This is a genomic window from Verrucomicrobiia bacterium (genome assembly GCA_023953615.1).
Taxonomy (GTDB): domain Bacteria; phylum Verrucomicrobiota; class Verrucomicrobiia; order Limisphaerales; family JADLHS01; genus JADLHS01.
In genome coordinates, this window is sequence record JAMLJH010000002.1 from 1,447,734 (window position 1) to 1,460,658 (window position 12,925).

Annotated in this window: 11 protein-coding genes; 5 read left to right on the plus strand and 6 right to left on the minus strand. The window is 58.1% G+C overall.

The window, feature by feature from the left end:
• Window positions 1-32: 32 nt before the first annotated feature.
• Together M9920_16385 and M9920_16390 are read right to left on the minus strand one after the other, a co-directional pair.
• Window positions 33-653, minus strand: a complete 621-nt coding sequence (locus M9920_16385) for a DUF1080 domain-containing protein (protein MCO5053855.1) — start codon at window positions 651-653, stop codon at window positions 33-35.
• 105 nt (window positions 654-758) lie between these two features.
• The gene (locus M9920_16390; GenBank protein MCO5053856.1) at window positions 759-2,615 is read right to left on the minus strand and encodes an MFS transporter; all 1,857 of its coding nucleotides are present in this window, start codon (window positions 2,613-2,615) and stop codon (window positions 759-761) included.
• Between the two features lie 197 nt (window positions 2,616-2,812).
• Here M9920_16390 and M9920_16395 point away from each other — a divergent pair, with 197 nt between their 5' ends.
• The 5 genes from M9920_16395 to rsfS are packed head-to-tail and all read left to right on the plus strand — an operon-like array spanning window position 2,813 to window position 8,889.
• Entirely contained in the window at window positions 2,813-5,122 is a 2,310-nt protein-coding gene (locus M9920_16395; protein MCO5053857.1) for a carbon starvation protein A, read from the plus strand.
• 17 nt (window positions 5,123-5,139) lie between these two features.
• The gene (locus M9920_16400) at window positions 5,140-6,447 is read left to right on the plus strand and encodes a hypothetical protein (protein ID MCO5053858.1); all 1,308 of its coding nucleotides are present in this window, start codon (window positions 5,140-5,142) and stop codon (window positions 6,445-6,447) included.
• A 10-nt stretch (window positions 6,448-6,457) separates the two neighbouring features.
• Window positions 6,458-7,840, plus strand: coding sequence for an acetylxylan esterase (locus M9920_16405; GenBank protein MCO5053859.1), 1,383 nt, complete (start codon window positions 6,458-6,460; stop codon window positions 7,838-7,840).
• A gap of 22 nt (window positions 7,841-7,862) precedes the next feature.
• Complete coding sequence (nadD, locus tag M9920_16410; GenBank protein ID MCO5053860.1) at window positions 7,863-8,438, plus strand: nicotinate (nicotinamide) nucleotide adenylyltransferase; 576 nt, start codon at window positions 7,863-7,865, stop codon at window positions 8,436-8,438.
• Between the two features lie 25 nt (window positions 8,439-8,463).
• A complete protein-coding gene (gene rsfS / locus M9920_16415; GenBank protein ID MCO5053861.1) occupies window positions 8,464-8,889 on the plus strand; it encodes a ribosome silencing factor in 426 nt (141 codons plus the stop codon).
• A gap of 4 nt (window positions 8,890-8,893) precedes the next feature.
• Here rsfS and M9920_16420 read toward each other — a convergent pair whose 3' ends face one another.
• The 4 genes from M9920_16420 to M9920_16435 form a co-directional block, all read right to left on the minus strand.
• A complete protein-coding gene (locus M9920_16420; protein ID MCO5053862.1) occupies window positions 8,894-9,112 on the minus strand; it encodes an RNA-binding protein in 219 nt (72 codons plus the stop codon).
• Window positions 9,113-9,254: 142 nt separating this feature from the next.
• Window positions 9,255-9,791, minus strand: coding sequence for a hypothetical protein (locus M9920_16425; protein MCO5053863.1), 537 nt, complete (start codon window positions 9,789-9,791; stop codon window positions 9,255-9,257).
• Between the two features lie 91 nt (window positions 9,792-9,882).
• Window positions 9,883-10,806, minus strand: coding sequence for a thiamine pyrophosphate-dependent enzyme (locus M9920_16430; GenBank protein ID MCO5053864.1), 924 nt, complete (start codon window positions 10,804-10,806; stop codon window positions 9,883-9,885).
• Between the two features lie 19 nt (window positions 10,807-10,825).
• Complete coding sequence (locus M9920_16435) at window positions 10,826-12,649, minus strand: 2-oxoacid:acceptor oxidoreductase subunit alpha (protein MCO5053865.1); 1,824 nt, start codon at window positions 12,647-12,649, stop codon at window positions 10,826-10,828.
• Window positions 12,650-12,925 lie beyond the last annotated feature (276 nt).

The window sequence follows — 12,925 nt, forward strand, 5'->3', positions numbered from 1 at the left end:
CTTCAGCCCGTGAAGCCGCGACCGGGAGAAAATTACAGCCGTTTGACGCGGATGTTCCGGTAGCGCACCACGCTCTTGGGATCGTGCGCCTGCAAGGCAAACGTGCCCTGCGACAGTTTGCGCTCGAAATCCTTGCCCGGCTGCGCGCCGGGCGGCTCGTTATATTCCAGCACGATCTGGCCATCCACCTTCACCGTGACTTTGCTGCCTTCGACGATGATTTCCTGCGTCCACCATTGGTTGTCGCGGGCCAGGGATTGCGAGACGTTGACCGCGTCGTAGAGGCTGCCCGTTTTCTTCCAGTCGCCGTGCGTGTTGTTGACCTGACATTCAAACCCGCCCCGCGGCCAGCCCTTTTCCTGATACTTGGTGTGGAAATAAATGCCGCCGTTGGACACCGGGTCCGTTTTGACCTCCACCTTGAGATGGAAATTTTTGAACGGCTGCTCGTCGCCCACGTAGAACAAGTGGCAGGCGTTGCCATTGGCAACAAACGCGCCGTCCTCGATCCGGAACGAATTGGTGTTCTCCGTCGCGAGCTGCCAACCGGCAAAAGTCTTGCCATCCATCAACGATTTGAAGCCCGCCTCCTGCGCCACCGCGCCGGAAGTCAGAGCCACCACGGTCAGAGACAAAATCCAGGTCCATTTCATGACGCAGACAATAAAACGCCCCGCCCCCAATCGCCAAGCCAAATAGCACCCCAATACCCCATAAAACCCCGGACGGCACTCTCGTTTGGCTGGCAGAGGCATGTTTCATTCCTTGCGGCCGAAGTCTTTGTCCAAAGGAATGAGCAACACCACCAGAAAGCTGGGAATCGTTGCCAGGATGACCCAGACGAAGAAGTGTTGGTAACCAATGGTCTCCTGTAACCAACCGCTCCACATACCGGGAATCATCATGCCCAGCGCCATGAATCCGGTGCAGATGGCATAATGCGCCGTCTCATGTCGCCCGCGGGCAATGTAAATCATGTAGAGCATGTAAGCGGTAAAACCGAATCCGTAACCAAACTGCTCCAATGCGACGCAGCCGGTAATGACCGAAAGGTGATCGGGTTGCGCGTAGGCCAAATAAATAAACACCGCGTCGGGCACGTGCATGATGAAAACCATCGCCCAGAGCCACGCTTTCAAACCGTGGCGCGACGCCACAAAACCACCGAGCAAGCCGCCGGCCGTCAGCCCCAGAATCCCCATCGTTCCATAGACCCACCCCACCTGACCGGTGGTTAATCCCAGGCCGCCCACTTCGCGCACGTCCAGCAGGAAAGGCACGACCATTTTCATCAGTTGCGCTTCCCCGAAACGAAACAGCAACAGAAACGCCAGCAATATCCCGATGCGTTCCTTGGCGAAAAAGCTGCCGAACGTTTGAAAGAATTCCCTGATGAAGACGAGGATGTTTTGCGTGTTGCCCGGTTGATCTTTGGCCGGACGCGGCAGGATGAATTTGTGCCAGAATCCGAATAGCACCATGAAAACCGTCAGCGCAAAAAACGTAATGGTCCACGAAAAGACGATGTTGCCCGCGCGAACCTCGAAAACTGCCGTAGTCGCCTTGGTGAGTTTGGGGTCCAATTGCACCACGGCATAGGCGGGCCGATCCCAGTTCGTGTCATCAAAAACCAGGCGTGAGCCTTCCACGAGGGAAATGCTCTTGTCGCCCGATTTGAAGGTGGGCGTGACAACCATCTCCCTTCCCGGCGGCTGCGTGAGGCTGATGGCCAGCACTCCGACATTACCGACGCGCTCAGATTTTGGCTTCGCTTCCGGCCCGAAGCACCGGTGTAAAAAATCCGTCAACGGTTGCGCCACCGAACGGCTCCACCATCCTGGCGCGGCGGCGGACTTCGCACTCGAAGTCTGCTGCCGCACCCGCGTGAACAGATTGGTGGCGTTCATTTGGCGTGCCGCCTCCAGCAACGCGGCCACTTCGGTTTGGGCTTGAGATTGCGGGCTTAATTCCAACTGCTCCGCTTGCACCACCACTCGCAATGGCACGTTCGTCGGCGCTTGCCAGACGGGCAGACGCGCGGTGAAATCGCCGGCGGTCGTCAGTTCCGGTTGAACTTTGACGGTGACGGAGGGGCTGGGCAATCCGGTGCTGCCTTGCAAGTAACCCGCCAGAATGACCAGCAGCCCTTGTCCAAAAATATTGGCAACGCGAAAAAAGGTGCTGCGAATGCCGACGTAAAACGCCTGCTCCTTCTCCGTGGTGGCGAGCATGTAGTATCCGTCTGCGGCGATGTCATGCGTGGCGGAGGCGAAAGCCACCAGGTAAAACAATACGAGCGAAGCTTGAAAATAAATCGGCAGCGGCAGCGTCAACCCGACTCCCGCGAAGCCCGCGCCCATGATCAGTTGCATGGTCCAGATCCACCAGCGGCGGGTGCGCAAAATATCCACCACCGGACTCCAGAGCGGTTTGACCACCCACGGCAGATACAGCCACGCGGTGTAAAACGCGATGTCCGCGTTCGACACGCCAAGGCTTTTGTAAACAATGACCGAGACCGAATTAACAACGACGAACGGCAAACCTTGAATCAGATACAAGGTCGGCACCCACGCCCAAGGGCTGCGTTTGGAAGTAGTCGGAGCAGTTGACACCGCCGCGAGTGTTGGGGAAAGCGCGCCGAGCCGCAAGTTTCAGCGACAACTTTTCCGCGCCAACGAACAACATTTTCATGTGAGCAACCCGGTGCGGCAGGCCAACCGGCCGCGGTCTCCGAATGGATTCAGCCGCCGCGCCTTAAATCTTTTGCTAGGCAGAAGCCGTTGCTTGGATTACAACACCCCCACCCGGAATGAGAAAACTGGCTGGAAAGTTGGGTTGGTTATTGATGGTGACGTTGGGGGTGTGGGCCTACGCCACACTCGCGATGACGCGCGGCGAACCGATCAACTCCGCTTACATCCTCATCGCCGCCATCTGCACCTACGCAATCGGCTACCGGTTCTATTCCAAGTGGCTGGCCGCCCGCGTGCTCACCCTGAATGATCGTCGCGCCACGCCTTGTGAAGTTCACGATGACGGCAAGGATTTTGTCAAAACCAACAAATGGATCGTGTTCGGGCATCACTTCGCCGCCATCTCCGGTCCCGGCCCGCTCGTCGGTCCGGTGCTGGCCGCGCAATTCGGTTATCTGCCGGGAACTTTGTGGATTCTTATCGGCGTGGTCCTGGGCGGCGCGGTGCAGGACTTCGTCGTCTTGTTCGCGTCCGTTCGCCGCAACGGCAAATCACTCAGCCAAATGGTGAAAGAAGAGTTGAACACCGTCACGGGCGCCATCGTCACGGTGGCCATCCTCGCCATCATGGTGATCCTGCTCGCCGTGCTGGCGTTGGTTGTGGTCAAAGCGCTGGGAGGCAGTCCGTGGGGTGTATTCACCGTAGGGGCGACGATTCCCATCGCCCTGTTCATGGGCGGTTATCTGCGTTTCGTGCGAGTGGGAAAAGTTCTCGAAGCTTCCGCCATTGGCGTGATTCTGCTCCTGCTGGCGGTTTGGGGCGGGAGACTGGTGCATGGCAGCCCGTATTGGTCGGCGATTTTTTCGCTGTCAGAAATCCATCTGGCGGGAATTATTTTGATCTACGGATTGGCCGCCAGCGTGCTGCCGGTCTGGCTGCTCCTCGCGCCCCGCGATTATCTCAGCACGTTTGTAAAGCTGGGAACGATTTTTGCCCTGGCGGGTGGAATCCTGCTGCTCCTGCCGGATTTGCAAATGCCGATGCTGACCCGTTTCGTGGACGGCTCGGGATTGGTCATTGCCGGGAAAGTGTTCCCTTTTTGCTTCATCACAATTGCCTGCGGCGCCATCTCCGGTTTCCACTCGCTGATCGCGAGCGGCACGACGCCCAAAATGGTTACGCGGGAGAGTTACACGCGCACCATCGGCTACGGAGCCATGTGCATGGAATCCCTGGTGGCCATCATGGCCATCATCGCCGCCTGCACGATGGAGCCGGGCGTGTACTTCGCCATGAACATGAAAGGCGAAGCGGCGGCCACGGCGGCGCACGTCACGTCGTTGGGCTTTCCGGTCACGGTCGAGCACATGGATGCGCTGGCGCACGAAGTGGGTGAACATACGTTGTTCGGTCGCACGGGCGGCGCGGCAACGCTGGCCGTCGGCATGGCGCAAATTTTTTCCAAGGTCGTCAACGAGCAACTGCTCGATCTCTGGTATCATTTTGCGATCATGTTTGAAGCCCTGTTCATCCTCACCACGCTTGACGCCGGAACGCGCGTGGGGCGTTACATTTTGCAGGATTTTTTGGGCAATCTGTGGAAGCCGCTCGGTAACACACGGGCGCTCTTTCCCAACGTGCTGGCGAGCGGACTCATGGTCGCGGGCTGGGGCGTTTTTCTGGTCCAAGGCGTGCGCGACCCGGCGGGCGGCGTCAATTCACTCTGGCCTTTGTTCGGCATTGCCAACCAGATGCTGGCGGCCATCGCGCTCTGTCTCGGCACGACGATTCTGTTGAAGATGAATCTGCAGCCCGTCGGCCCGACGCCCCAGAAATTAAAACCCGGCAAGCCGGCACTGGCGCTGATCACGTTGTTACCACTGGTATGGCTGTTGGCCGTCACCTTCACCGCCGGTGCGCAAAAAATTTGGCACTCGGATCCGCGCATCGGCTTCCAGGCGAAAATCACGACGTTGCAAACGGAAATTGCCACGCTTACCGCTCAGACAGGAAGCCCGGAAACCAGTGCCCACTTGCGGGAGCTAAAGGTGCAGATTTTCAATAATCAGGTGGACGCCATCGTCACCGGCATATTTCTGTTGCTTGTGTCGTTGGTAATCCTCCTGAGCGTGCGGGAATGGATTTTATTATTGTCCCGCCGCAAGCCAGCGATTCTCCAGGAAAGCGAGCCGACCTGGCTGCCCGATTACGCCGTCGTGGAGCCGGGCGGCAAGTTGGGTGGAATCGGCGGCGCGGCGGCTTTGACGTTGGCGCTGGCCAAGGAACTGTCCGGCGAGGCTCAATTTGAACGCGCACAAATGGCGCAAACCGCATCATGCCACTGCGACGCGCTTCCACAAACGGCGGAACAAACTTACGTCGCCACCACCGAACAGCGCTTTACCGGCGTCCGCCGCTGTTGCTAACTGAAGCCAGAGAACCCATGCCCATCCGTCTGCTTTCCCGTCGCGAACTGCTGCAAACCCTCGGTTGGACCACGCCCGCTTTGCTGGCCAACATTCCGATCAATCTGCACGCGTCACCTTCGGCTTGGACGCCGGCAAAACTCCCAGCGGCGGATCACGATTTCTTGGAGGAGATCGAACGCGCTACTTTCGAATTCTTCCGTCAAAACACGCATCCAGAAACCGGTCTGGTGCGGGACCGCGGCCATATTCATGGCGAAGACGCGCGCGAAATCGCAAGCATTTCGGCGACGGGATTCGGACTGACCGCCCTTTGCATCGCCGACCAGCGCGGCTGGTTGAAACGCGGCGAGGCGGAAGCGCAAACGCGCACGGCCCTGCGCTTTCTGTGGCAACAGATGCCGCATGAACATGGATTCTTTTTTCACTTCGTGAATTGGCGCAACGGCGCGCGCGAGTGGAATTGCGAGCTGTCCTCGATTGATTCGGCGCTGCTACTCTGCGGCGTGTTGACGTGCCGACAACACTTTGGAAACCGTGAAATCCGTCACCTGGCCCAGGCCATTTACGAACGGATGGATTGGAACTGGATGCTGAACGACGGAACGCAATTGAGTCATGGCTGGAAACCGGAAAGTGGTTTTCTCCAGGCACGCTGGAACGCTTATTGTGAGCACATGCTGCTGTATCTGCTCGCCATCGGCGCGACGCAACACGCCATTCCGGCCACGGCCTGGGAGGCGTGGAGCCGGCCACAAGTCGAGTATCGCGGTTTCCGCTATCTCAGTCCGCTCGAACCGCTGTTTGTGCATCAGTATTCGCACGCGTGGTTCAACTTTCACGGACAACGTGATCGTTACGCGGACTACTGGAACAACTCCGTCATCGCCACGCAAGCGCATCAAGCTTTCTGCGCGGATCTCGCCGGGCGTTGGCCGCACTTTTCCAACGAGCTTTGGGGCATCAGCGCTTCGGATTCACCGGAAGGCTACACCGTCTGGGGCGGGCCGCCCGAGCTGGGTAAATTGGATGGAACGATTGTTCCGTGCGCGGCGGCGGGTTCGCTGCCATTTCTGCCGGAGGCTGGTTTGCGCTGTCTGCGCCATCTGCGCGAGCGTTATGCCGCTCAAGCCTGGACGCGATTTGGTTTCGCTGACGCTTTCAATCCGGCTACCGGATGGGTTGGCCCTGACGTCATTGGCAATAACGCGGGCATTACGCTGATCATGGCGGAAAACCTGCGGACCGGCCTGGTTTGGAATCGCTTCATGCGGAATCCCGAGGTCCAACGCGCCATGAAATTAACGCATTTCCAAAAGGTTTGATTACCCCACTATGCCCGCCATAACTCATTTGCAAAATCACGCGCGCGCTCCGGAAATTTCATTCGATCAACTCGACCACAAAAAACGGTCGCGGGGCTGGCGACGGAACGCGCTGGCGGGATTTGGAATCCTACTTATGACCGGAAGTCTGGCATCCGCTCAATCGGACGTGAATCAAGACGAAAGCAAAGTGCCGGACTACGTGCTGCCGGACGCGCTCCTTTGCGCGAATGGCGTTCGCGTGACAACGGCGGCGCAGTGGCAAAACCAACGTCGCCCCGAATTATTTCGCAGCTTCCAGGAAGAAATTTACGGGATCGCGCCTAGGCGACCGGCCAAAATCACATTTGAAACCACGACGCAAGTCACCAACGCTTTTGATGGTTTGGCGACGCGCAAAGAAGTGACGGTTTGGTTAACCGGCAGCCCGGATGGCCCTAGTCTGGATCTTCTGATTTACACGCCGAACGCCAGTCGCCAGGCCGTCCCCGCGTTTCTCGGACTTAACTTCAATGGCAACCACGCCGTCACCACGGAGCGCGACGTGAAGCTCTCGACCCGCTGGATGCGCGAAAGCAAGGGTGGCTGCATCACCAACAACCACGCTGTCGAAGCTTGTCGCGGCAGCGAGGCTTCGCGCTGGGCGATTGAGCAGGTGCTGCGTCGTGGTTATGGATTGGTCACCGCCTATTACGGCGATCTCGAAGCTGATTTTTCGGAAGGTTGGAAACTCGGCGCACGCGACAGCGTACGCGCCGCATTGCATCCGGACGGAACCAACGCCGTCTTTCGCCCCAACGAATGGGGAGCGATCGGCGCGTGGGCCTGGGGCTTGAGCCGGGCGTTGGATTACCTGGAAACCGACGGCGCGGTGGACGCCCATCGGGTCATTGTCCTGGGGCACTCGCGACTGGGCAAAACGGCGCTCTGGGCGGGGGCCAGCGATCCGCGATTCGCCGCCGTGATTTCAAACAATTCCGGCGAGGGCGGCGCGGCGCTGATGCGGCGGCGTTTTGGCGAGCGCGTTTATCACCTCAACAAAAACTTTCCGCATTGGTTCTGCGGCAACTTCAAAAAATATTCCGAGCGCGAGTCGGATCTGCCCGTGGACGCGCATGAATTGATCGCCCTGATAGCGCCCCGCCCGGTTTACGTTGCCAGCGCGACGAAAGATTTATGGGCCGATCCAATGGGCGAATTCCTCGCCGCCAAAAATGCCGGGCCGGTTTACGCTCTCTTTGGGAAACCCGGGCTGGGCGTGGATCAACAACCCGCCCCCGAGCATCCGGTGGGTGATTTCATCGCGTACCATCTGCGCACCGGCGCGCATGATGTCACCGCGTATGACTGGCAACAGTGGCTGGATTTTGCCGACCGACATTTCCAACGCTGAAGTCATTCAGTAAACTGCTCTCATGCAACGCATCGGCATTTACGGCGGTTCATTTGATCCAGTGCATCTGGGGCATCTGCTCGTGGCGCAGGCCGCGCTTGAAGAGCTTCAGTTGGATCAGTTGTCGCTGATCCCAACGGCGCTGTCTCCGTTCAAACCCGATCGGGTTCCGGCGCCGCCCGCACTCCGATTGCAACTGTTGCGTCTGGCCCTGGCGGGGAAAGTTCATTGTCAGGTGGACGACCAGGAAATCCGGCGCGGCGGCATTTCCTACACGGTTGACACTCTGCGCGATTACGCGCGCCGTTTTCCCGAAGCGAAACGGTTCTGCCTCATCGGCGCGGATAACGTGGCGAAACTCCCGGAGTGGCACGAAGCCAACGAACTGGCGCGGCTGGCGGAATTCGTGGTTGTCCCGCGACCTGGAGACGTGAATGTTCCCTTCCCGGCCCCGTTTCGCGGCCGACGGTTGACCGGTTTTCCGCTGGCGGTATCGTCATCACAAATTCGTGCGCGAGTCAAATCAGGCCAGGCCATTGATCGGCTCGTGCCCGCCGCGGTGGCGGAAGCCATCCGCAACAATCGGCTTTATCTTTGAACCGCACTACGCCACTGTTCCCGCGATGGATGCCAAGAAATTAGCGTTGCTCTGCCGCACCTGCGCCGACAACAAAAAAGCTGAAAACCTGTTGGTGCTCGATGTGCGCAAGCTCTCCAACGTGACGGATTATTTCGTGATCGCAACCGGCACGAGTGCGCCGCACCTGCGCGCGATTGTGGATGAAATTGTGGATTATCTGCGCACCCATCACGAGTTGCGGCCGCACTCCCGTGATGGCAGTGCCACCGCCAATTGGGTCGTGCTGGACTATTTCGACGTAATCGTCCACGTCATGCGCGCGGATGTGCGCGAGCATTATGACCTGGAAGGATTGTGGGGCGACGCCCCCGTGGTGAAACCGCCCGCCGCCCGGAAGCGCGCTTCGCAAACGAAAGCCGGTTCAAAGAAAGCTCCGAAAGTCGCGCGCAAGAAAGCGGCGAAACAATAAGCGGCTATTGCTTGGGCGGAATCTCCGCCGAGGCTTTGACCATTTCGTCCACCAGGTTGCGGAACTCCTCCAACCCCGGCGCGGGAATGATGATGGTGTCGCGCCGTCCGCCCACGTCCTCCGTGATGCGCAGAAAGCGGCCGCGCGGATTCTCCTTCAACGCAAACTGGAAAACCTTGCGTTCGATTTGAATTTGGCCCGACCGCAATGTGTCCTCATTCACCGGCGATTTAAGTGCACCATGCGGTCTAGGCTGACCGTAAGGCGATGGACGCTCATTTGAAATCATAACTCACCTTGAGGATAAACTACTGGTTCCTGCTGTTACAACTCAACATGGTAGATTTGACGACTTCGCCGCTTTGTCAACTGCGGAATTTGAATGAGCCGATCGGGCGCAGTTCATCCGGCGGGTGCGTCACCCGCCAAAAATACGCCGTAACGCCGCTGATCATCAACAGATTCACCACCTGAAAAATCCCGTCCCAAAACCGGAACTGACGTTCCGCCGCCGCCTGTTGTTCCGTGGTTTGGTTCGGCAGATATTGACGGCGATGCAACGAGGAAAGCTTGGGGCTTAACCAGAGACTGCCGATCAAACTCAACAGAAACAGTCCAGTCAGCAGCCCCACCCAAAACCGACGCGGGATGCGGCCTTGGTACAGCCATTCAAACAGCCAATGCGCCCAGGCCACCAACGCGCATATCACCTGCAAATAATAGAGCCGGGTGAAAATGAGCTGCACAATGCCGGTGGATACCTGCCGGAAGTAGCGTCTTCCCAGCAAGGCGAGTGCATCCTGGGAATTCAAGGCCACCAGCAGCGCGGTCGAGCAGAATACGGCGGCGCCCAACCAGAGCGCCGCATTCAGCATTCCCACAAACCGAAGCAGTCTGGTCATGCGGCTACCGTAAGAATTATCCCCTTCCCTGCCAAGTACCGATCTACCGACAGCTGGCGTCGGATGGCTGGCACGGGTCGTTGGGGAGGCATTATTTCAGCCGGTCAAAGTTCTTTTGCAAAATCTCCCAGTCCGAAAGGTTCTTGAATTTTTCCCGCATGATCTGGGTGATCTCCGCTTCCTTGGCATTCTTGGTGGGCTTCTTGACCTGATAGAAAACCCCGAAATACCCAGGAAACGGTTCAGCGGCCAGTTTGTAGGCGGCCAGCTCATCGGTGGGATCATGATTTTCCGGCACCAGATTAAACGCGCCGCCTTTGCGCGGGTTACTGGCGTCAAACGCGCCCGGATAAAATTCAACGCACTCGCTCAGACATTCGATAAAACTGAAACCATCATGATCCATGGCCGCTTCCATCATCTGCAACACATGATTGGGATTGGTGTGCGTGGTGCGCGCCACAAAGGTGGCGCCCGCCGCGATGGCTTGTTTCATCGGGTTGATGGGATAATCCACCGCACCCCAAACGTCGGTCTTGCTCTTGAAACCCAGCGGCGACGTCGGCGAGGTCTGCTTTTTGGTCAGGCCATAAACCCAGTTATCCATCACGCAATACGTCAGCTTGATGTTTTTCCGCGCGGCGTGGTTGAAATGATTGCCGCCAATCGAGAAGGCATCGCCATCGCCACCGAACACAAACACATGCAAATCCGGTCGGCTCAGCGAGAGGCCGCTGGCAAACGGCAACGTGCGACCGTGGATGAAATGAACTCCGTGCGCCTGCACGAAATAAGGAAACCGGCTCGAACAGCCGATGCCAGCGATCGTCGTGATTTTCTCGTGATGCAGCTTCCGCTTTTCGATCAGCTTGAAATGCAGCGCCAGCACGGAAAAATCACCGCAACCGGGACACCAGGTCGGATGATCCGCGGCCATTTGCTTTTTGGTGAGCCCTTTGCGTTCCTCCGGTGCGGGAACCCGTGGCGTCAAGGTTTGAGGAGCAGATTCGTTCATAACTTGAAATGGGTTGGAATTACGATTGGCGTCCGTTGGCGGCGAGTTTCGCCTGCACGCCGGCGAGAATTTCCCGAACCTTGAACGGCAACCCGTCTGTTTTATTCAGGCCGCGAATTTTCGGATCGCAAAACCGGGCGCGCAGCACCATCCCCAACTGGCCATAGCCGTAAAGTCCTTCGTCGTTCATTTCGATCACCAGCACGCGTTTGAATTTGGCAAAGATCGTTTCCAGACCGGACGGCAGCGGATTGATGTGTTTGATGTGAATCGCCGCGAGATTGTCGCCGCCCGCGCGGGCGCGGTCCACCGCCTCGCGAATCGGACCTTGCGTCGAACCCCAACCGACCAAAAGCGTATCTCCGGTATTCGCACCATAAATTTCCGGCAGCGGCAAGGTCGCCGCCAACGCCTGGAGCTTTTTACGACGCTTGGCCGACATCTGCGCGTGTAATTTCGGAGAGCTGGTCGGGTGCCCGAATTCATCATGTTCCAATCCCGTCACCACCGGATACTTTCCGCTTTCAATCCAGGTCCCCGGCGGTGCGTGATGCGTCACGCCATCGGGCGTCGTAAGATCATACGGTTTGTGCTCCGCCAACGGATTGAGATCAGGCGAAACATCCTGACAAACCCGTTTCAAATCCGGTTCGGGGAAGGCTTCAATCCGCGTGGCGATTCCTTGATCGGTCAGCAAAATCACCGGCACGCTATACTTCCGCGCCATGTTGACGGCCTCGATGGCCGAATAAAAACAATCCTCCACGTTCGCCGGAGCAATCACAACTCGCGGCGCATCGCCGTGCCCGCCGAAACAGGCGATGTTCAAATCCGATTGCTCGGTACTCGTGGGCATGCCGGTCGAAGGACCACCGCGTTGCACGTCCACCACCACCAGGGGCATTTCCGCCATGACCGCCCAGCCGAGCGCTTCGGTTTTGAGTGAAATACCCGGACCGCTTGATCCGGTCACCGCCACGCGTCCGCCGTAACTCGAACCGATGGCCATCGAGATCGCGGCGATTTCGTCTTCGCACTGAATGAACAACCCGCCGTATTTTGGCAGTTCGCGACGCAAAATCTCCATGACGTCGGACCACGGCGTAATGGGATAGCTGGCCCCAAAACGCACTCCCGCCGCAATGATGCCGTACGCCAGCGCCTCATTGCCGTTCATCACCACCTGCGCGCCTTCGCGCTTCGCGCCGTCGCGAAACATGAAGGTGCTCATCACTCCATCCAGCGTGTAAGAATAGCCCGCATGGAAGGCGCTCAGGGCATTTTTAACGATGCTGCCGTCTTTGCCCGCAAAGCGTTCGGCGATCAGTTTTTCCAGCTTGGGCAGATTCAAATCGAACATGCGCGCCAGCAACCCGAGCGCGAAGATGTTCTTACCCTTGTCCTTGGCGGTCCCACCGATGGCTTCGATGGTGAGACTCGAAATTTTGACGCCGATATGCCGGTAGGTTGACTGCAATTCGGGTTGGGGCTCGACGTGATCGGCATCATACAACACAATGCCGCCCTTCTTGAGCGAACTGATATGGCCTTCGTAAGAGTGCTGGTAAAAAGCCAGAAGCACATCGGCTTCATCACCCGAACTCAGCACTTCCCCGGAGCCAATCCGCACCTGGAAAATGGAAGGTCCACCGGAGATCGTGGACGGAATGGTCATAAACGTCATGACCTCTTGTTCGCTGCGCCCGGCGAGGCGGGCGAGAAAACCGCCGATGGCCTGGATGCCGTCCTGGGAATTACCGGCGATGCGAATCACCGCTTCGGAAATGGCTGAGTGTTGTGGGGCCGGGCCCGCGTTGCTCGTGGTTACGATTGAATCGCTCATGCAAATAATCTGCTCACATACCGCGATGGCCGGGCGAGGAACACCTCCACCATTCCATTCGGAAGCTATGCTCGCGGGAAAGGGTATCAGGCGTTCGAGTCGTGTCAATTTCTTCCCATCGCAACGCTTCAACGTTAGCGAAGACATTGGGCGAGAGATGGACGGCGGAGGTTGTGCTGCGTTGGGTGATTGGGGTTGGTCTCTGATTCTCTCCTTCTGGCTCTGCTACAGTCTGGCCTCCGGGTCGAACTGCTTGCCCTTGTGTGGGCGCGGATC